We start from the raw sequence: 20,645 nt of genomic DNA on the forward strand, positions 1-20,645 counted from the left end.
TCGAAGTTACCGCGTCGTGTCGCTGGTGTTATCGATTCCTGGCGGACTCAGGTGGGCGCGAAGCCATACACCCGGCCCTCGCTTGTCGCCGTGACGACGCGCTGGTCCTGGCCGACCGACACGCCCACGGGCCACCCCGCAGCGTTGGGCAGCGGATAGGCGTCGATCGTGTGTCCGTCGTCGAGGTCGACGGTGGCCAGAGCCATCCCGTCGTCGCCGTCGCGAATGACGGCGTAACCGACTCCGGCGATGCTGGTGGTGGTCAGCGGCTCGACGTCGTCGCGGGTCCACAGAACTTCGGCGTCGTCACCGTTGTCGCGCAACCCGGTCAACTCGGCACCCGGACCGCCGCCGGCCACGATCAGACCGTCGGGCCGCACCGACGGCGGGGTCTGGCCCAGGTAGTTCAGCGGCACCGACCACTTCGGGCTGCCGTCGTCGCTGTCGAGGGCCCACAGACGCTCATCGCGGCCATTGACGTAGACCGTGTCGCCGTCGGCGGAAAGCACCGGGCTGGCCAACGGACCGCCGCCGACCGCGTCGCTGGTCCACTCGCGGGCCAGCAACGGTGTCTGCCCGGGCCGGTACCGCAGTCCGACCAGCACCGGCTCGTCGGCGCCTGGCTCCCACAGCGTCAGCACCGCCAGGCCGGAGGCATCGGAGTACGCGGGCGCCGCGGCGACCGGGCAGCCCTGCCGCGCGGGCAGACAGTCGTCGAGGCCGCGCTCGGAATTCGTCGGATCCACCCCGGCAACCAGATCGAGCGCTGCGCCGACCACCGTGCCGCGGTGGGCATCGAACACCAGCACCTGCCCGAGGTGGGTCACCACCAGTAGGTGGCCGGGGTCGAGCACGCGCAACGTGGTCGGCATCCCGATCACCGGTTGCCGCCACCGGATCCATTGCGTCGTCGGAAAGGACAGCACCGCGCCCGGCTGGCCGATGTAGAGGTTGTCGAACCCGTCGACCAGCGGACTCGAGGTCGGGCCACCCTGCACCAGCCGGGTGCACCACCGTTGCCGCGCCCGGTTGTCGGCCTCCCACACCATCAGCGAACAACCCGCCTCGGTCTGGCCGTTGAGCGCCAGGTAACCGGGTGAACCGAGTGCGGCCTGCGCGCCGAGCTCACCCTTGACCGACCTCGTCCACTCCAGGCGCAGCCGCTCGGCACCGCCGACGGAAGAGCGGCTGCTGTTTGCGGCGTCGGCGTACTGGGCCGACCACCCGTCGGCCGGTTTCGCTTCGACCCAGGAGTCCGAGGTGCCACAGCTGGCGACGGTTGCGGTGACCAGCGTCGTCGCCGTCACCACGATGATTCGCCGGAGCACGCCGATCCCTTCTATGTCTCTTCCGCGGCTCTGCGCGTCCTTCGCGAGCCCTCGTGAGGGTAACCGTTGGCAGCACCGTCCCTCGCGTAGGCTTTGCGGCCATGACGACGATGTGGGGAGCGCCGCTGCACAAGCGTTGGCGAGGCTCGCGTCTGCGGGATCCGCGGCAAGCCAGGTTCATCACGCCCGCGTCGCTGAAATGGGTGTTCAGTAACCGCGCCTACACGCCGTGGTACCTCGTCCGGTACTGGCGGTTGCTGAAGTTCAAGCTGGCCAATCCCCACGTGATCACCCGAGGCATGGTGTTCCTCGGCAAGGACGTCGAGATCCAAGCCACCCCGGAGCTCTCCCAGATGGAGATCGGCCGGTGGGTGCACATCGGCGACAAGAACACGATCCGCTGTCACGAGGGTTCGCTGCGCATCGGCGACAAGGTGGTGCTGGGCCGCGACAACGTCATCAACACCTACCTCGACATCGAGTTGGGTGACTCGGTGCTGATGGCCGACTGGTGCTACATCTGCGATTTCGACCACCGGATGGACAGCATCGAGCTGCCGATCAAGGACCAGGGCATCGTGAAAGGCCCCGTGCGTATCGGCCCCGACACCTGGGTCGGCGTCAAAGTGACCGTGCTGCGCAACACCTCGATCGGCCGGGGCTGTGTGCTGGGATCACACGCTGTGGTCCGCGGCGAGATCCCGGACTTCTCCATCGCCGTCGGCGCGCCGGCCAAGGTGGTCAAGAATCGCAAGCTGTCGTGGGAGACCTCGGCAGCCCAGCGCGCCGAGCTTGCTGCCGCGCTGGCCGACATCGAACGGAAAAAGGCCGACCGCTAACCGCTCATCGGTGTTATCTGCTCTTCGCGCAAGCGCTCATCGGTGTTGTCTGCTCTTCGCGCAAGCGCTCATCGGTGTTGTCTGCTCTTCGCGCAAGCGCTCATCGGTGTTGTCTGCTCTTCGCGCAAGCGCTCATCGCCCGGGCAGGGGGCGCTCGGCGATCGGGCGGCGCGGCTGCGGGCGCCGTTCGGCCCGCTTGGCGGCCAGGTACACCTGCGCGGTTTCGGTCGCCACGGTCTCCCAGGCGAACTCGGCGGTGAGTCGCTCGCGGGCCGCGACGGCCCGCTGCTGCGCCGCGCCCGGCGCGTCGAGCACAGCGCGAACCGCGGTGGTCAGCGCCGCCACATCGCCGGGTGGGTGCGACAGGCCCGTCACGCCGTCGATGACGGCTTCGCCGAGCCCGCCCGCCGACGAGGTGACCAGCGGTGCGCCGGTGGCCGCGGCTTCCAGCGCGACGATGCCGAACGGCTCGTAGAGCGATGGCAATACCGCTGCGTCGGCGCGGTGCAGCAGTTCGACCAGCGGCGAATGATCAACCGGGCCAAGGAAGGTCACAGCTTTGACGACTCTGTGTTTGCGGGCCTGTTCGTGCAGGAAACCCAGTTGGGTGCCGTCACCGGCGACGGTCAGAGTGGTACCGGGGTGGGTTCGGCGGATCCGTGGGAGTGCCGCGATCGCGTCGTGGACACCCTTCTCGTACTCCAGCCGACCGAAGTACAGCAGCTCGGCGGGTCCGGAGTGGCTGCGTCGCGCCGCGAAAGGCCATCCGTGAACGTCGATCCCGTTGCGAATCACCGTGGTCTCGGCCAGCTCCGGACCGAACAGCGCGGTGATCTCGTCGCGCATCGAGGCCGAGCAGGTGATCAGCGAATCCGAATCGCGGATCAGCCAGGATTCCAGCGCATGCACCTGACGGCTCACCTGCCCGGACACCCAGCCGGAGTGACGGCCGGCTTCGGTGGCGTGGATGGTGGAAACCAATGGTACGTCGAAGAATTGGGCCAGGGTGACGGCCGGATGGGCGACCAGCCAGTCGTGCGCGTGCACCACGTCGGGCCGCCAGTTGGCCAAGCCGAGCCCGGCGCGGACCATGGCGTGGCCCATCGCCAGCGTCCAGGCCATCATGTCGGTGCCGAACGTGAACTCGTGCGGATCCTCGGCGGCGGCGACGACGCGTACGCCGTCGCAGACCTCGTCGGTGGTGGGGTGCGACATCGGATCGGTGGCCGTCGGCCTGCGACTGAGCACGACCACATCGTGACCCGCGCCGGCCAGCTCGGTGGCCAGGTGATGCACGTGGCGACCCAGTCCGCCGATCACCACAGGCGGGTACTCCCACGAGACCAACAGAATCTTGAGCTTCATGCGACCGGCAGCCTGCGTGCATCCAGCGCGCCGAACAGTCCGTCGGCGCGGTTCCAGGCCGCGGCGAGTCGCTGCGCCTGATCCTGCCGGCCGGACGCCGCGGCGTCGGCGATCTCGCGGGTGGCGTGGGCGTGCAGGTGGGCTCGGTAGCGCGCATACTCGGCCGCGGAATCCTTGCTGACCATGAAGGGCCAGTCACTGGACACCGTCAGCAGTGTCTCCCGCAGAATCTGGTCGGCCACGACATTGCGCGGCGCGGCACCGGCCGAGGCGGCCTGCGCGAGTGCCTTGTCCACGCAGGTCAGTGCCGTGTCGACCACCTCGTTGTTGAGCTGCACCAGGTCGGCCACCTGCTCACCGGCCCAGACCTGCCAGTCCTTGCCCGACCCCCAGGAGCTGGGCGGCAACTCGACCGGTGTGCCCAGGTATCCGCCGTGCACCGCGTCGGCGAGGGTGCCGACGCGCACGCCGGCGGCCGGCAGTGCGCGCAACACCCGCGCCAGCCACTGCGGCCCCTCGTACCACCAGTGGCCGAACAGTTCGGTGTCGAATGCTGCCACCACGTGAGCCGGACGCCCGATCCGGTCGCTTTCCGCGCGCATCCGCTTGCGCACGGTGGCAACGAAATCGGCGACGTGGCTGTCGATCACCGCGTCGGCGCGTTCGGGGTCATAGGGCGCCTTGTCCTCGGAGGCGATGTGGCGCCCGGTCACCCGCGCGGGCTTGAGTCCGGTGGCGTGGTCGTAGGTGTGGAAATCACGGTATGCGGGGTGACCCGGGTAGCCCGATTTCGGAGACCACACGCGGTAGCTGACCTTGAGATCACGCCCGAACGCGATGACATCGGAGTCGCCCACCGGGCGGCCCAACGCGGTGTCGCCGTGCAGCGACGGCCCGTCGACCATGAAGTGGCCGACCCCGGCAGCCGCGTAATCGCCCTCCATGCCCGGCGCGTAGGCGCATTCCGGGGCCCAGATGCCGCGCGGGATGTGGGCGAACCGTTGTCCGGCGTCGGCCAGGCCCTCGCGCAGCGCGAACTCACGCAGACGTGGATTCAGCAGCGGCTGGAATGGGTGTGCCAACGGCCCGCCGAGCAATTCGATGACCTTGCCGTCGATCAGTTCTCGGAGTACCGGACTGCCGCCGTGGCGCCACAGCGCGTCGAACTCGGCGAGTTCGCGCTCTGCCTCGGCGTGTTCGTGGGAACCGAAGCGGCGCAGCGCTGCCGGTCTGGATGCCGGAGACGGACCGGAAGCGGTGCGTATGGTGGCCGCCTCCAGTGCGCGTAGCTGCCAGTTGGCCAGCCAGTGGTGCATGCCCTGCAGGCAGTACGGATCGTCGAGCTGTGCTGCCACCACGGGTGTGACGCCCAATGTGACCAGGTGCGTGCGGTCTTCGGCGGCCAGTGCTCGCAGCACCCGGATCAACGGCAGGTAGGACGCCGACCACGACTGGTAGAGCCACTCCTCGCCGACCGGCCAGCGACCGTGGTGGGCCAGCCACGGCAGGTGGGTGTGCAGGACCAGGGTGAAAAGCCCCGGTACGGCTTCGCCGCCGGGGGCCGTCACGGCCGCACCGCGATGGCAACCAGATCGAGGCTGTCGTCGATGTTCGTGGCGGTTCCGTGCTCGGACAGCTCGAAGTCGTCGACGTGCACCGAGACGACGTCTGCGAGCAGTTCGGTCGGCCACGGCGCATCGGCGAGGGCACGGGCAATCTGGGCGTCGATGATCGAGCCGCCGTGCCGGGCGTCGAGCTCGGCCAGCCGGGGGCCATGAAAAACGCCGAGCATCGATTGCACCACCAGACCGGCCGACTCGAGCAGTTCAGTCAGCTCGGCGGCGTTGAGCTCGCGGGTGTGGAACGGATTGACCGGGGTGTCGCGGCCGGGGGAGAACGTGATCCGGTTGGGAGTCGAGATCAGCAGCACGCCGCCCGGGCGTAGCACGCGGCCGCACTCGGCGACGAACTGTCCCTGGTCCCACAGATGCTCGATGACCTGAAAGTTGACGACGACGTCGACCGAGCTGTCGGGCAGCGGCAACTCCGCCAGATTCCCCTGGTGCATGTCCACCCTGGGGTAGCGGGCACGCACATGTGTCACCGCCGAGTCGTCGTAATCCAGCCCGATCACCCGGCGGGCGACATCGGCGATCAGGTCGGCGCCGTAACCCTCCCCGCAGCCGGCTTCGAGTACGTCGCGGTCGCGGCAATGGTCGAGGAGGCGGCGGTAAACCACCTCGTGGCGGCGAAACCAGTAATTCTCCTCTGCAACACCGGGCACGGTCCGCTCACCGGTCAGGGCCATCGGGACGTCGACGGGGAGACCGGCCGTTCGATCTCCGCGTGGGCCGTCGCTCACAGAAGCGCTCATCGGAAGGCAGGCTAACCCGTAACCGTCCGATGACGAATAGTTCGCTTGTCTACGGGCCGACGGATCGCCGATGTCGACCAGTTATGGTGTTCAGGCGAACCGCCGCAAGTTACTTGCGGGTAACATGGCGGTGATTGCTTCAAGCGTGGTATGGCGGGCCGGTCACCGGCCCCTTCGAGGAGGACGAACCAGAGTCATGACGAATATCGTGGTCCTGATCAAACAGGTCCCTGACACATGGTCCGAGCGCAAGCTGTCCGACGGCGACTACACGTTGGACCGTGAGGCCGCAGATGCGGTGCTCGACGAGATCAACGAGCGCGCCGTGGAGGAAGCGCTGCTGATCAAGGAGCGCGAGGGCGGCGACAGCACGGTCACGGTGCTGACGGCCGGCCCGGAGCGGGCCACCGAAGCCATCCGCAAGGCCCTGTCGATGGGTGCCGACAAGGCGGTGCATCTGGTCGACGAGGGCATGCACGGCTCCGACATGGTGCAGACGGGCTGGGCCCTGGCCCGCGCGCTGGGCACCATCGAGGGCACCGAACTCGTGATCGCCGGCAACGAGGCCACTGACGGCACCGGCGGCGCAGTGCCGGCCATCATCGCCGAGTACCTCGGTCTGCCGCAGCTGACCCACGTGCGCAAGCTGAGCGTGGAGAACGGCAAGGTCGTCGCCGAACGTGAGACCGACGACGGTCTGTTCACCCTCGAGGCGTCGCTGCCGGCAGTGGTCAGCGTGAACGAGAAGATCAACGAACCTCGCTTCCCGTCCTTCAAGGGCATCATGGCCGCGAAGAAGAAAGAAGTCACCAAGCTCACGCTGGCCGAGATCGGCGTCGAGGCAGACGAGGTCGGTGTGGGCAACGCCGGTTCCAAGGTGCTCTCGTCGACGCCGAAGCCGCCCAAGACCGCGGGTGAGAAGGTCACCGATGAGGGCGACGGCGGATCGAAGATCGCCGAGTACCTGGTCGGTCAGAAAATCATCTAGCAGATCAACTTTTCGAGAAACGAGAAACATCCCCATGGCTGAAGTACTCGTGCTCGTCGAGCACGCTGATGGTGCGCTGAAGAAGGTCACCAACGAACTGATCACCGCCGCGCGTGTGTTGGGCGAGCCTGCCGCTGTCGTGGTGGCCAAGCCCGGCACCGCCGAGGGGCTGACCGACGGGCTGAAGTCTGCCGGCGCGGCCAAGATCTACGTCGCCGAATCCGACGACGTCGAGAACTACCTCATCACTCCCTACGTCGACGTACTGGCCTCGCTGGCTGAGTCGGCTTCCCCGGCCGCGGTGCTGCTGGCTGCCAACGCCGACGGCAAGGAGATCGCGGGCCGGTTGGCCGCCCGGATCGGTTCCGGTCTGCTCTCCGACGTCGTCGAGGTCAAAGAGGGCGGCAAGGGCATTCACTCGATTTTCGGTGGTGCCTTCACCGTCGAGGCCGAGGCGGTCGGTGACAGCCCGATCATCACGGTGCGCGCCGGCGCGATCGACGCCGAGCCCGCCGACGGAGCCGGCGAGGTCGTGTCGGTCGAGGTGCCGGCCCAGGCCGAGAACGCCACCAAGATCACCGCGCGCGAGCCTGCCGTCGCCGGTGATCGGCCCGAGCTGACCGAAGCCACCGTCGTCGTGGCCGGTGGCCGTGGCGTCGGCAGCGCCGAGAACTTCAACGTGGTCGAGGAACTCGCCGACTCGCTCGGTGGTGCCGTCGGGGCCTCGCGCGCCGCCGTCGACTCGGGTTACTACCCGGGCCAGTTCCAGGTCGGTCAGACCGGAAAGACAGTGTCGCCGCAGCTCTACATCGCGCTGGGCATCTCCGGGGCCATCCAGCACCGCGCCGGCATGCAGACTTCGAAGACGATCATCGCGGTCAACAAGGACGAAGAGGCGCCGATCTTCGAGATCGCCGACCTCGGGATCGTGGGCGACCTGTTCAAGGTCACTCCGCAGCTCACCGAGAAGGTCAAGGCCCGCAAAGGCTGATACTTCTCTCACGACAAGCCGTAAAGTCGCCCTTTTCCTGCGGGAATCGGGCGATTTTGCGTCTGCCGGCGTCAACGTGCGCACAGCTCGTCATCTGACGCTCACGGACACGTCACTCTGGCGATGCCGTCCGGAGACCCCGCTGCGCGACCGTGCAGATCGTGAGCACCGCTTCTGTCCTCATCCGATCCGACGACAGCGCTGCGCCGCAGCCCGCAGTTCCGCGCTACTCGCTGCTGCTGAGCACTGACGCCGAGGCGATCGACGCCGCGCAACGGCTGCGCCACGACGTCTTCTCCACCGAACCCGGATACACCCTGCCCACCGCCGGGGACGGCCGCGACGCAGACCGTTTCGACGAGTTCTGCGATCACCTGCTGGTCCGTGACGACGCCACCGGGGAGCTGGTGGGCTGTTACCGCATGCTGCCGCCCCCAGGTGCGATCGCCGCCGGCGGTCTCTACACCGCCACCGAGTTCGACGTCTCCGGTCTGGACCCGCTGCGCCCCGCGTTGGTGGAGATGGGGCGGGCCGTGGTGCGCGACGGCCATCGCAGCGGTGTGGTGGTGCTGCTGATGTGGACCGGGATCTTGGCCTACCTGGACCGCAGCGGCTACGACTATGTCGCCGGATGCGTATCGGTGCCGGTGGCCGACCCGGCCGGCGAATCAGCTCCCGGCAGCCACCTGCGGGGCGTTCGCGATTTTGTGCGCGCCCGCCATGCCGCACCGGCGTCCCGCACCGTCTACCCGTACCGGCCCGTCGTCGTCGACGGACGCACGCTCGACGACATCACCCCGCCGAGGCGCGTCAATGTGCCGCCGCTGCTGCGAGGTTATCTGAGGCTGGGAGCACAGGTGTGCGGTGAACCGGCCCACGACCCGGTGTTCGGCGTAGGCGACTTCCCCGCCCTGCTCGACAAGCGCCGCGCCGACGTTCGCTATCTGCGCAGGCTGCGCTCGGCGGGCGCGGCCACAGCCGCCGGGACCGCCCGATGAGCGCCCCGCACGCCTGGCTTCCCCGGGCCACCTGCGTCCGGGACTGCCTGAACGGTCCGCCTGCCGATCGCGGTGTGCGCGTTATCACCCGGACGACATTGCGAAGCCTCATGGTGCTGCTTCTGCTGCCGTGCATGCCGCTGTTGGCGGTGCCGGTCCCTGGCCGACGGCGCTGGCAGCGGGGGTACTGCCGCGCGGTGCTGCGCTGCCTGGGCATCCGGATCAGCGTGTCCGGCGGGCCGATCCGCAATGTGTCGGGTGTCCTGGTGGTGGCCCGGCACGTGTCATGGGTGGACGTGTTCGTCGTCGGTGCAGTGCTGCCGGGCTCGTTCGTCGCCAAAGCCGAGATGCTGCAGTGGCCGGCGCTGGGCGCGGTGGCCCGGATGGTCAAGGTGATCCCGATCGATCGCACCAGCCTGCGCCGACTTCCCGAGGTGGTGCGCACCATCGCCGACCGGCTGCGCAGCGGGCACACCGTGGTGGCGTTTCCCGAAGGCACCACCTGGTGCGGACGTGCGCACGGACACTTCCGGCCGGCGATGTTCCAGGCCGCGATCGACGCGCAACGGGCGGTACAACCTCTGCGGTTGAGCTATCACCACCGCGACGGTGAACTGTCCACGGTGTGCGCCTACATCGGCGAGGACACGCTGTTGGCATCGCTGCGCCGGGTGATCTCAGTCCGACGGACCCTCGTGCGAGTCGGGGTGGAGTCGCTGCAGCTTCCCGGCGACGATCGCCGCGAGTTGGCCGCGCGCTGTCAACGGGCGGTCGGCGAACTCGGCGCCGCGGCTACGCCGCTGCGGCCGGCCGAACACCGCAGCTGTCACACCCTGGTGGCCTGACCGGCGCCGAGCTGCGGCGACTGAGGCCGGCCGCGACCAGACGGCTATTGTGGAACGGTTATGTCTTCGCCGGTGCCTCCCGCCAAGTCGGTGTACTTGGACCACGCCGCCACCACCCCGATGCGCCCCGCGGCCATCGAGGCGATGGCTGCGGTGCTGGGGACAGTCGGCAACGCGTCGTCGCTGCACGGATCCGGCCGATCGGCGCGCCGTCGCCTCGAGGAGTCCCGCGAAGCGCTGGCGCTGCTGCTGGGAGCGCGTCCCTCTGAGGTGATCTTCACCGCCGGTGGGACCGAGAGCGACAACCTGGCGATCAAAGGCATCTATTGGGCGCGTCGTGACGCCGATCCGCGACGACGGCGGATCATCACCACCCCGGTGGAACACCACGCAGTGCTCGATGCGGTGCAGTGGCTGGTCGAACACGAGGGCGCCGAGGTCACCTGGCTGCCGGTCGACGACGTCGGCGTGGTGAGTGCGGCATCGCTGCGTGCCGCCCTCGACAATCCCCTCGACGTGGCGCTGATCTCGGTGATGTGGGCCAACAACGAAGTCGGAACTGTGATGCCGATCGATGAATTGGCGGCTGTTGCGTTGGAATTCGACATCCCGATGCACAGCGACGCGGTCCAGGCCGTCGGTCAGCTCCCGGTGGACTTCGGCCTGAGCAAGCTGTCGGCGATGAGTGTGACCGCGCACAAATTCGGCGGCCCGACAGGTGCGGGTGCATTGCTGTTGCGCCGCGACGTCGGCTGCGTGCCACAGCTGCACGGTGGAGGCCAGGAGCGCGACGTGCGCTCCGGGACCCAGGACGTCGCCGGCGCGGTGGCAATGGCCGCAGCTGCCCACGACGCGGTGGAGACGATGGAGTCCACCACGCTGCGGATGCGGGAACTGCGCGACCGTCTGATCACCGGTGTCCTCGCAACGATCGACGACGTACATCTCAACGGAGCTCGAGGTCAGGGCCGGCTTCCGGGTAACGCCCACTTCACCTTCCGCGGTTGCGAGGGCGACTCGCTGCTGATGTTGCTCGACGCCAAGGGAATTGAATGCTCGACCGGGTCAGCCTGCACTGCCGGGGTGGCGCAGCCGTCGCACGTACTGACCGCGATGGGTGCGGAGTCGGCCAGTGCCCGGGGCTCGTTGCGGCTGTCGTTGGGCCACACCAGCACCGACGGTGATGTCGACGCGGTGCTGGCAGTGCTGCCGGCTGCTGTCGAGCGCGCCCGCCAGGCCGCACTCGCCAGTGCAGGTTCGTATTCCTCGCGCGAGCGCTCGTCTTCTGTTGTCGACTCGTCGGCTGCCGGGCGGTGAGTATGCGGGTACTGGTCGCAATGAGTGGCGGGGTTGATTCCTCGGTGGCCGCAGCGCGGATGGTCGAGGCCGGCCACGATGTCACAGGCGTGCACCTGGCGTTGTCGTCGGCTCCTGGAACGTTGCGCACCGGGTCACGCGGGTGCTGCTCGAAAGAAGACGCCGCAGATGCCCGCCGAGTCGCCGATGTGCTGGGAATACCTTTCTACGTATGGGATTTCGCCGATCGCTTCAAAGAGGACGTGATCGACGACTTCGTGGCGTCCTACGCCCGTGGCGAGACCCCGAATCCCTGCGTGCGCTGCAACGAGCGGATCAAGTTCTCCGCCTTGGCGGCCCGAGCGCTGGCGCTGGGCTTCGACGCATTGGCCACCGGCCACTATGCGCGGTTGTCCGACGGCAGGCTGCGCCGAGCAGTCGACCATGACAAGGACCAGTCCTATGTGTTGGCGGTGCTGACGGCCGAGCAGTTGCGACACGCCATCTTCCCGATCGGCGACACCCCGAAATCCCAGATACGCCAGGAGGCGTCGCGGCGCGGTCTGGCGGTGGCCGAGAAGGCCGACAGCCACGACATCTGCTTCATACCCACCGGCGACACCCAGGCCTTCCTCGGCGCCCGCATCGGCGTCCGGCGCGGCCCGGTGGTTGACACTTCGGGTGCTGTGCTCGCTGAACACGACGGCGTGCATCACTTCACCGTCGGGCAGCGCAAGGGGCTCGGCATCGCCGGTCCCGGGCCGGACGGCCGCCCACGTTACGTGACTGGAATCGACGCCGACACCGGCACCGTGCACGTCGGTGACCTCACCGATCTCGAAGTCACGACCCTGCTGGGCGACGTGCCTGTGATCACTTCGGGCGTCATGCCCACCGCGCCGGTGGAATGCCAGGTTCAAGTACGCGCCCATGGCGGTGTCGTCGACGCGGTCGCCCGCGTCGACGACGACCGTGTCGTCGTGGACCTGCGCACCGCACTGCGCGGGGTGGCTCCCGGTCAGACATTGGTGCTCTACCGGCCCGACCCCGGCGGTGACGAGGTGCTGGGTTCGGCAACGATCCGTTCGGCGCACTAACCCGGCACGTTGGCGATGATGTTCGACATCACGATGTCGGGTACCGACTCGGGAAATGCGCAGAACGTCACCTCGACCAGGACTGCCGACTTCACCCGGTAATCGCGGCCGCAGCCGCCTGCGCGGGTCCCCACCGAGTCCTCGGTGGTCGACACCGCACCGACGATCGTCGGGCCCTGGTTGCTCGACGCGCACTGGCGGATCGACTCCGCGAGCGCCCCGAACGCACGTCGGGCGGTGCCGGTGTCGCGATATCCGGCGGCGGCCTGCGAGATGACACCGCGGTCGGGCGGGTTCTGGTAGGTCGTCTTCTGGAATTCCTCCACCTCGACGCCGAATACCTGAGTTTCAGCGAATACCCAACGGCATTGGGCCGCAACGGTGTCCATCAGATACTCGATGTCTACCGGAACCTTGCTCTGCATCCCGGGGATCGGCGTCAGGTCCTGGCCCGCACCGGTGATGGCCTGCATCTGTGCCCGGTCGAGGAGCACGGTGTCGACGTTGACCGGCGAGCGTGAGTTCTCGCCGGGAACGGGCGCGGAACGCACGGCCGTGCCGTCGACGGTCTGTGCGCAGCCCACCAGCAGGGCCGCGAGGCCTCCCAGCAGGCACCCGCGCCGCCACGCGTGGCGAGCCGACGCGCGTCTGCGGGCCGTCATGGCTCGACTGTAGTGCGTGCAATATCGTCGGGCGAGTGAGTGTCTTCGCGACAGCAACCGGCATCGGATCGTGGCCGGGAACGTCTCCCCGGGTGGCCGCCGAGGTGGTCGTCGGCGAGTTGCACCGGCTACCGCATCTCGTCGAACTGCCGGCCCGCGGTGTCGGCGCGGACATGATCGGTCGCGCCGGTGCATTGCTCGTCGACATCGGGATCGACGTGGTACCGCGTGGCTACCGAATCGCTGCCCGACGGAGCTCGGCTGTCCGGCGCGCGGTCAGCCTGCTCGACGAAGACCTCGACGCGTTGGAGGAGGCATGGGAGATAGCCGGTCTGCGCGGAGGGGGCCGCGTTGTCAAGGTGCAGGCGCCAGGTCCGGTGTCGTTGGCCGCCCAGCTCGAACTGGCCAACGGCCACCGCGTGATCACTGACGCCGGAGCATTCCGCGACGTGGCCACGTCACTGGCCGAAGGGGTGGCCCAGCACCGTGCCACGGTCGCGCACCGCCTGCAGACCACCGTCGCTGTGCAATTCGACGAACCGTCGCTGCCGGCCGCGGTCGCCGGCGCGCTGTCTGGTGTGACCAGTCTGAGTCCGGTCGCGGCGCTGGAAGAGTCGACGGTGACGGCGATGCTGGACACCTGTGTGGCCGCTGCCGGGCCCGACGTCGTGGTCCATTCGTGTGCTGCCGGTATGCCTTGGAAAGCATTGCACGACAGTGGGATAGACGCAGTGTCGGTGGATATGGCGACATTGGCGGCCGATGACCTCGACGGTATCGGGGCATTCGTGGATTCGGGTCGCACGGTCCTGCTGGGTGTGGTTACCTCCACCGAGGTCACGCCGAAGCCATCGGTGGAACTGATCGCGAAGTCGGTGGCTTCGTTCACCGACCGGCTGGGGTTCCCTCGCACCGTGCTGCACACCGGCATCGGCGTCACGCCGGCGTGTGGCCTGGCCGGCGCCACGGCGCAGTGGGCTCGCACCGCGGTCGAGCTGGCGCAGCGGACCTCCGATGCGTTGCGCGCCGATCCCGGCGGGATATAGACGACAACGCCGGCCCGGACAGCGGCGAGCCGCCGGATCGCCGTCACGGGCACCGTTACTGCTCTATCCTCGAATTCGATCCGGGTCCAGGAAGGCAGTCGATGATCTCGAGCGTTGGTCGGGTGACTCACCCCGGCGCCGAGAATGACCGCCTGCAGGCGTTGCGGTCCTATGACGTCCTCGATCGCGCCCCCGACGGCGCCTTCGACGATCTGACCGCGCTGGCCGCCGACATCTGCGATGCACCGATGGCGCTGCTGAGTTTCGTCGACGCCGACCGTCAGCTGATCACATCAGGCCGCGGCATCGCGGTCACAGAAATCCCGCGAGACCTCTCGCTGTGTGCTCACGTCGTCGACATTGCCGCCCCCCTGGAGGTGCCCGACACCCGCAAGGACCGGCGTTTCGCGGCGCATTCCCTGGTGGCGGGCCACCCGTATGCCCGGTTCTACGCCGGCGTGCCGATCATCACGCCCGACGGACATGCGCTGGGCGCGCTCAGCGTCCTCGATGTCGAGCCCCGGCAATTGTCCGGCCCGGCCGGCCGGCACCTGCAGACGCTGGCCGACCAGGTTCTCACTTCCATGGAGCTGCGCCGCCGGGCCCGCCGGACAGCCGCCGACGGCAGATCGCGGCGGGTGGCGAGCGCGGCACTGCGCGAACAGTTGCGGGTGCTCGACGGTGTACTCAAGCACTCCGATGTGCTGATCTTCGCCAAGGACGTCCACGGTCGTTTCCTGATGGCCAACCCTGCGCTCGAACACCTGACCCGCAGCAGCGGCGGGCTGATCGGCCGCACCGACTACGACCTGTTCGACCAGACCGACGCCGATCGATTCCGCGAGAACGACAACCACATCCTGGCAACGAAGCAATGGCAGGTCTTCACCGAGGACATGGTCCATCCGGACGGGTCCGCCCACACCTACCGATCGACGAAGTTCCCGCTGATCGGCGACAACGGTGAGGTGATCGGGGTTGGTGGGGTCTCCACCGACGTCACCGAACTCGCCGCCGCCCGGGCCGCCCACGCGCAAGCCGAACAGCGCTGGCGGGCGTTGATCGAGCAGTCCCCGGCCGCAGTGGTCGTGGTGGACGAGGGCGGTACGGTGCTCTACGCCAACCCGGCAGCTGACAGGCTGTGCGGCGCGCCGATCACGGCCACCGCCGGTATGGACCTGGTCCACCCCCGGCTGCGAGCCGCCGCCAAGAAGATGCTGGGCGACATCCTGGCCGGCGCGACGGCGCCGCGCGGACAGCGGGGGAGCCTGCGTCGGTCCGACGGCACCGAGTTCACCGTCGAGTTCAACGCCACCGCGGTCAACCACGCCGGTGTTCGCGGTGTCCAGCTCGAGGTGCGTGACATCTCCGATGTCGCTGCCGCACACGCCGCGCTCAAGCAGTCCGCATCCACCGACGCGCTGACCGGCCTGCTCAACCGCCAGGCCTGGGACGAGCAGGTGTCAGCGTTGCTGCAGCACAAGGTGTCCCGCGGGCTGCCCATGACTGTCGCGGTGATCGACCTCGACAATTTCAAGGATTACAACGACACTCGTGGCCATACCGCCGGTGACGCGTTGCTGCAACGTTTCTCTGAAGCCGCGGAAGCCACACTTCGTGAGGATGACGTGTTGGCCCGATGGGGCGGTGAGGAGTTCATCGTCGCGTTGCCCGCCACCACCCCAGATCAGGCCGAGACGGTCCTGCAGCGGATCAAGCGGTGCGTGCCGTTCGGCCAGACCTGCTCGATCGGCTACACCAGCCACGACCCCGGTGAAGCTCTGACCGACACGGTGATCCGGGCCGACGCGGCGCTGTACCGGGCCAAACGCCAGGGACGCAACCAACTGGCACGGTCGTAGCGGGGTTCTCAGCGCGAGCGCAGATCCTTGCGCAGAATCTTGCCCGACGCCGACTTCGGGACGGCGTCGATGAACGCCACCTGACGCACCTTCTTGTACGGCGCCACCTGACCGGCGACGAACTCGATGACCTCCTCGGCGCGCAGCTCGGCACCGGGCTGGGTGACCACGAACGCCTTGGGCACTTCCTCCCCGCTGTCGTCGGGTACCCCGACAACTGCGGCGTCGGCGATCTGCGGGTGGGTCAACAGCACTGCCTCCAGCTCGGCCGGCGGTACCTGGTAGCCCTTGTACTTGATCAACTCCTTGAGCCGGTCGACGATGTAGACGCAGCCGTGCGCGTCGACCTGCGCGAGGTCGCCGGTGTGCAGCCAGCCCTGCGCGTCAATGGTGGCCGACGTCGCCTCGGCGTTGTTGAGGTAGCCGGCCATCACGTTGGGCCCCTTGAACCACAACTCGCCGGTCTTGCTCAAACCCTCTGCAGGTGGGTGGATTTCATCTCCCGACTCGGGGTCGACGATCTTGGACGCCGCGTTGGAGACGGTCCAGCCCACCGAGCTCAGCGGCGCCTCGACACGCATGTCGAGTCGGCCGGAGTCGAACGGTGTGATGTGGCTGACCGGGCTGAGTTCACTCATTCCGTAACCCTGGACCACCTTGCAGCCCAGGCGTCGGGCAACCGCGTGGCCGAGGTCGGCGTCCAACGGTGCTGCGCCTGACATCACCACCTCCAACGAGGACAGGTCGTAATCGTCGATCAGCGGATGCTTGGCCAGCGCCACGGCGACCGGCGGAGCGATGAACGCAATGGTGCACCGGTGTTCGGCGATGTTGCCCAGGAATTCGCTCAGATCGAAACTGGGCATGATGACCAGCCGGGCGCGGGCGTGCAACGCGGCGTTGAGCAGCACCGTCATACCGTAGATGTGAAAGAACGGCAGCACGGCCAACACGACGTCGTCGGCCGCCATGCCGTGCAGTGGCCGGATCTGGGCGACGTTGGCGACCAGGTTGCGGTGCGTGAGCATCACACCCTTGGGGTTACCGGTGGTCCCGGAGCTGTACGGCAGCACCGCCAGATGCGAAGACGGCGCGAAGTCCACCCTCGGTGCCGGCGGCGCACCCTCCAGAAGCTCTGCGGCGTTGGGATACCCGTCGGCGGCACGTCCCGCGCCGTCGAGTACCACCACATTGTCGTTGGTGATGCCGGCCGCCGCCGCGCCGGCCTTGGCCTGCTCCAGCAGCGGGGTGACCGTGATCAGCATGGTGGCCTTGGCGTCGGTCAACTGCTTGGCGACGTCGTCGGCGGTGAACAGTGCGTTGATCGTGGTCGCCGTCGCGCCCGAGCGCAGGATGCCGTGGAAGGCCACCGCGAAGGCCGAGCTGTTCGGCGCGAGCAGACCGATCACATCGCCGACACCCACGCCGCGGGCGGCCAGCGCCCCGGCGAACGTCTCGATGCGGGAGATCATCTCGCGGTAGTCGGTGTGTCGCTTGGACTTCGCGTCGATCAGAGCGACACGGTCGAGGTCACTGTGGTCGATGTCGGCGAACAGGTAGTCGAAGATGCTGGCGGTCGGAATGTCGACCTCGGGGAAAGGGCTGGAGAAACTCATGGTGTTCTGATCGAAGCACGTCCGGCGTCCGCATGGTCAGCGTTCGTCGAGCTGCCTGATCAATTTCTTCGGTGCCGTCATCCGGTAGGACGCGTCGACCAGCTCGGCGACCTCGCCCCAGTCCACCGGTGCGGCGGCGAAATCCAGGCCCAGCCAGCCGAACGGTCCCAGATAGGCGGGGAAGAAGAATCGGCGGTCCTGCTCCAGGGCCCGGCGATCACTCTCATCGACCTTGACGAGCACAGCATGCGGAAATTGGCGGTGTTCACCCTTGCGCTCGGCTTTGCAGCTTCCGCCGTAGACGGCGAACATCTTCGGCGCGCAGAACACCGGCCTGCCCCAGGAGACACGCTCGGCGGCCGCCGGCAATGCCAGCGCGATCTTGCGCAACTCGGACAAGCCCGGGTCGTCGGCGCCGAACATGAGCGGGTGCGGCATGCAGGCAGCCTACCCAGGTGGGACCGGGGGTTGTCGGGGCGCTTCGATAGCCTGCCAGGGTGAGTCCCGAGGCGACCCCGGATCCCGAGGCAGTGCTGGCCGAGCAGGCTGACGACGGCCCTGACGCCGATCTGCGCCGCCGCTGGCAGGAGCTCGCCGACGAGGTTCGCGACCACCAGTTCCGCTATTACGTGCGCGACGCGCCGGTGATCTCCGATGCCGAGTTCGATGCCCTGCTGGCTCAGCTGCAGACGCTGGAGGACGAGCACCCCGAGCTGCGGACGCCTGATTCGCCGACGCAACTCGTCGGTGGTGCCGGGTTCGCGACCGACTTCGCCGCCGCGGAGCACCTTGAGCGAATGCTGAGTCTGGACAACGTCTTTACCCCGGACGAGCTGGCAGCCTGGGCCGCACGCATCAAGGGGGAGATCGGTACGGACGCCCACTACCTGTGTGAGCTGAAGATCGACGGCGTTGCGTTGTCGCTGGTGTACCGGGACGGGCGGCTGGAGCGGGCCGCCACGCGCGGCGACGGACGAACCGGAGAAGACGTCACACTCAATGCCCGCACCATCGATGACATACCGGAAAAGCTCACTCCGACAGATGGTTTCCCGGTTCCCCGGCTGCTCGAGGTGCGTGGCGAGGTGTTCTTCCGGGTCGCCGATTTCGAGGATCTCAACGCCGGTCTGGTCGCCGAGGGAAAGCCTCCGTTCGCCAATCCGCGCAACAGTGCGGCAGGCTCGCTGCGCCAGAAGAATCCCGCGGTCACCGCGCGCCGTCGGCTCCGGATGATCTGCCACGGGGTCGGTCGCGTCGAGAGCCCCGCGGGTTTCCCCTTCGCCACCCTGCATGAGGCCTACCTGGCGCTCGGGGCGTGGGGGCTGCCGGTTTCCGGCCACACCGCCCGCGTACAGGGACTGGAGGCGGTGACCGAGCGGATCGCCTACTGGGGCGAGCATCGCCACGAGGTTGATCATGAAATCGACGGCCTGGTCGTCAAAGTCGACGAGGTCTCGTTGCAGCGTCGGCTCGGAGCGACCTCACGCGCGCCGCGTTGGGCGGTGGCCTACAAGTACCCGCCCGAAGAGGCCACCACGAGATTGCTCGACATCCGCGTCAACGTGGGCCGCACCGGACGTGTCACCCCATTTGCCTATATGGAGCCGGTCAAGGTTGCCGGCTCGACGGTCGGGCTGGCCACCTTGCACAACGCCTCGGAGGTCAAGCGCAAGGGCGTGCTGATCGGCGACACCGTGGTGATCCGTAAAGCGGGCGACGTCATTCCCGAGGTCCTCGGGCCGGTCGTGGACCTGCGCGACGGGTCCGAGCGCGAATTCCAGATGCCCACGCATTGCCCGGAATGTGGCACCGCGCTGGCTCCGGCCAAAGAGGGCGATGCCGACATCCGCTGCCCCAACGCCCGCACCTGCCCGGCGCAGTTGCGGGAACGGGTCTTTCACGTCGCCGGACGTGGTGCGTTCGACATCGAAGGACTGGGCTACGAAGCCGCGACCGCACTGCTGCAAGCGCAGGTGATCACCGACGAGGGGGACCTGTTCACCCTCACCGAGCAAGATCTGCTGCGGACCGATCTGTTCACCACCCAGAAAGGTGAGCTCTCGGCCAACGGGCGCCGATTGCTGTTCAACCTCGACAAGGCAAAGAGTCAGCCGCTGTGGCGGGTCCTGGTCGCCCTGTCGATCCGCCATGTCGGCCCGACTGCCGCACGGGCGCTGGCCACCGAGTTCGGCAGCCTGGATGCGATCGTGGCGGCCTCGGAGGAACGGCTGGCCGCCGTCGAAGGAGTGGGTTCGACCATCGCGGCGGCGGTGACGGACTGGTTCACCGTCGACTGGCACCGCGCGATCGTCGACAAGTGGCGAACGGCGGGTGTGCGGATGGCTGACGAACGAGACGCCAGCATCGAGCGCACCCTGGAAGGTCTGTCCATCGTCGTGACCGGCTCGCTGACCGGGTTCAGCCGCGACGACGCCAAAGAGGCGATCATCGCCCGCGGCGGAAAAGCGGTCGGCTCGGTGTCGAAGAAGACCGCGTTCGTGGTGGCCGGTGATGCGCCCGGATCCAAGTACGACAAGGCCGTCGAACTCAGTGTGCCCATCCTCGACGAGGCGGGATTTCAGCGTCTGCTCGACGGCGGCCCGGACACCGTGTGAGGTGCCGATGGTTGCTCAGCCGATGATCGTCGCGATGATCCCGGCCAGATAGCCCAGTCGAGCCACCTCGCTGGGCCGAAACAGCGGTCCCCCCGGCCGGCCGAGCACCACCGCGGTGCGCGGATCGCCCAGTGGCGCCGCGGCCAGCGTGGTGTCCATGTCGCGCCACACCTGGGGAACCCAGGGCGCCGTCGCGTCCAGCGCCGCAGCCCGTGACAACGGCAGCCATGGAGTTTCGGCGGCCATCGTTTCCGGCGCTCCGGGACTTCCGGCCACCCGCTGCGGTCCGGCTTCGGTCAGCGCGGTCACCGTGCACCAACCCACCCGCAGCACCCGGGGGGCTTCATCGACCAGCACCTGCAACCGGGTTTGGCGCTCGTCGCCCGCAGCGGCGACATGATCGATCAGTTCGAGCTCGCGGTGTGCCTCCAACAGCCCGGTGTGGGGTCGGATGCTGTCGACGTAGACGCCTTTGAGCTGCTCGGCAGCGGTGATCAGCATGTCGGGCATCGCACCGGGCGGCAGCTCGACGACCAGGTCGTCGACGGCGTAACCCGCCGCGCGCTCGACCACGTCCAGCGACAGGATGTCCGCGCCCGCGGTGCCCAGCGCCACCGCCAGTGAACCCAGGCTTCCGGGCCTGTCCTCCAGCTCGACACGCAGCAGATACGTTGGCACGGCCAACACTGTGTCACGGACCGGCGCAGGTGGGCGACTCGGCCG

Annotated in this window: 18 protein-coding genes; 10 read left to right on the forward strand and 8 right to left on the reverse strand. The window is 68.0% G+C overall.

Going from position 1 to position 20,645, the window contains the following annotated elements:
• Positions 1-47: 47 nt before the first annotated feature.
• Complete coding sequence (locus KXD98_RS08885; RefSeq protein WP_260763409.1) at positions 48-1,328, reverse strand: PQQ-binding-like beta-propeller repeat protein; 1,281 nt, start codon at positions 1,326-1,328, stop codon at positions 48-50.
• Positions 1,329-1,429: 101 nt separating this feature from the next.
• On the opposite strand from KXD98_RS08885, the gene KXD98_RS08890 reads away from it, so the two are divergent.
• On the forward strand, positions 1,430-2,167 hold the full coding sequence (locus KXD98_RS08890) for an acyltransferase (RefSeq protein WP_260763411.1): 738 nt from the start codon (positions 1,430-1,432) through the stop codon (positions 2,165-2,167).
• A gap of 132 nt (positions 2,168-2,299) precedes the next feature.
• Here KXD98_RS08890 and KXD98_RS08895 read toward each other — a convergent pair whose 3' ends face one another.
• The 3 genes from KXD98_RS08895 to KXD98_RS08905 are packed head-to-tail and all read right to left on the reverse strand — an operon-like array spanning position 2,300 to position 5,906.
• Positions 2,300-3,532, reverse strand: coding sequence for a glycosyltransferase family 4 protein (locus tag KXD98_RS08895; protein WP_260763413.1), 1,233 nt, complete (start codon positions 3,530-3,532; stop codon positions 2,300-2,302).
• Entirely contained in the window at positions 3,529-5,100 is a 1,572-nt protein-coding gene (locus KXD98_RS08900; RefSeq protein ID WP_260763414.1) for a glycoside hydrolase family 57 protein, read from the reverse strand. Before KXD98_RS08900 ends, KXD98_RS08895 begins: the two co-directional genes overlap by 4 nt.
• Positions 5,097-5,906, reverse strand: coding sequence for a bifunctional 2-polyprenyl-6-hydroxyphenol methylase/3-demethylubiquinol 3-O-methyltransferase UbiG (locus tag KXD98_RS08905; protein WP_396882753.1), 810 nt, complete (start codon positions 5,904-5,906; stop codon positions 5,097-5,099). Before KXD98_RS08905 ends, KXD98_RS08900 begins: the two co-directional genes overlap by 4 nt.
• Positions 5,907-6,102: 196 nt before the next feature.
• Between KXD98_RS08905 and KXD98_RS08910 the strand changes: the two genes are divergently transcribed.
• From KXD98_RS08910 to mnmA, 6 genes are all read left to right on the forward strand, one after another.
• Positions 6,103-6,894 carry an electron transfer flavoprotein subunit beta/FixA family protein gene (locus KXD98_RS08910; RefSeq protein ID WP_260763416.1) on the forward strand — a complete coding sequence of 264 codons (792 nt, stop codon included), beginning with the start codon at positions 6,103-6,105 and terminating at the stop codon, positions 6,892-6,894.
• A gap of 34 nt (positions 6,895-6,928) precedes the next feature.
• Positions 6,929-7,885, forward strand: coding sequence for an electron transfer flavoprotein subunit alpha/FixB family protein (locus KXD98_RS08915; RefSeq protein WP_260763417.1), 957 nt, complete (start codon positions 6,929-6,931; stop codon positions 7,883-7,885).
• A gap of 161 nt (positions 7,886-8,046) precedes the next feature.
• On the forward strand, positions 8,047-8,883 hold the full coding sequence (locus KXD98_RS08920) for a GNAT family N-acetyltransferase (RefSeq protein ID WP_260763419.1): 837 nt from the start codon (positions 8,047-8,049) through the stop codon (positions 8,881-8,883).
• A complete protein-coding gene (locus KXD98_RS08925; protein WP_260763420.1) occupies positions 8,880-9,728 on the forward strand; it encodes a 1-acyl-sn-glycerol-3-phosphate acyltransferase in 849 nt (282 codons plus the stop codon). Before KXD98_RS08920 ends, KXD98_RS08925 begins: the two co-directional genes overlap by 4 nt.
• A 60-nt stretch (positions 9,729-9,788) precedes the next feature.
• Complete coding sequence (locus KXD98_RS08930; protein WP_260763423.1) at positions 9,789-11,045, forward strand: cysteine desulfurase family protein; 1,257 nt, start codon at positions 9,789-9,791, stop codon at positions 11,043-11,045.
• A 2-nt stretch (positions 11,046-11,047) separates the two neighbouring features.
• Complete coding sequence (gene mnmA / locus KXD98_RS08935; RefSeq protein WP_260765081.1) at positions 11,048-12,121, forward strand: tRNA 2-thiouridine(34) synthase MnmA; 1,074 nt, start codon at positions 11,048-11,050, stop codon at positions 12,119-12,121.
• Here the strand turns inward: mnmA and KXD98_RS08940 are convergent.
• Entirely contained in the window at positions 12,118-12,783 is a 666-nt protein-coding gene (locus tag KXD98_RS08940) for a sensor domain-containing protein (RefSeq protein WP_260763425.1), read from the reverse strand. The genes mnmA and KXD98_RS08940 overlap by 4 nt on opposite strands.
• A 35-nt stretch (positions 12,784-12,818) precedes the next feature.
• On the opposite strand from KXD98_RS08940, the gene KXD98_RS08945 reads away from it, so the two are divergent.
• Positions 12,819-13,829, forward strand: a complete 1,011-nt coding sequence (locus KXD98_RS08945) for a methionine synthase (RefSeq protein ID WP_260763426.1) — start codon at positions 12,819-12,821, stop codon at positions 13,827-13,829.
• Positions 13,830-13,951: 122 nt separating this feature from the next.
• On the forward strand, positions 13,952-15,691 hold the full coding sequence (locus tag KXD98_RS08950; protein ID WP_260763428.1) for a diguanylate cyclase domain-containing protein: 1,740 nt from the start codon (positions 13,952-13,954) through the stop codon (positions 15,689-15,691).
• 8 nt (positions 15,692-15,699) lie between these two features.
• On the opposite strand, the gene KXD98_RS08955 is transcribed toward KXD98_RS08950, so the two are convergent.
• On the reverse strand, positions 15,700-17,307 hold the full coding sequence (locus tag KXD98_RS08955) for a 4-coumarate--CoA ligase family protein (protein WP_260763430.1): 1,608 nt from the start codon (positions 17,305-17,307) through the stop codon (positions 15,700-15,702).
• 36 nt (positions 17,308-17,343) lie between these two features.
• Positions 17,344-17,745: an MmcQ/YjbR family DNA-binding protein gene (locus KXD98_RS08960; protein WP_260763432.1), complete on the reverse strand. Its 402-nt coding sequence runs from the start codon at positions 17,743-17,745 to the stop codon at positions 17,344-17,346.
• Positions 17,746-17,837: 92 nt separating this feature from the next.
• Here KXD98_RS08960 and ligA point away from each other — a divergent pair, with 92 nt between their 5' ends.
• Entirely contained in the window at positions 17,838-19,922 is a 2,085-nt protein-coding gene (gene ligA / locus KXD98_RS08965; protein WP_396883142.1) for an NAD-dependent DNA ligase LigA, read from the forward strand.
• Between the two features lie 15 nt (positions 19,923-19,937).
• Here the strand turns inward: ligA and KXD98_RS08970 are convergent, their stop codons facing one another.
• Positions 19,938-20,600 carry an amino acid-binding protein gene (locus tag KXD98_RS08970; protein WP_260763434.1) on the reverse strand — a complete coding sequence of 221 codons (663 nt, stop codon included), beginning with the start codon at positions 20,598-20,600 and terminating at the stop codon, positions 19,938-19,940.
• Positions 20,601-20,645: the final 45 nt, after the last annotated feature.

Origin of the sequence: Mycobacterium sp. SMC-4 (assembly GCF_025263265.1) — a bacterium.
GTDB lineage: Bacteria > Actinomycetota > Actinomycetes > Mycobacteriales > Mycobacteriaceae > Mycobacterium.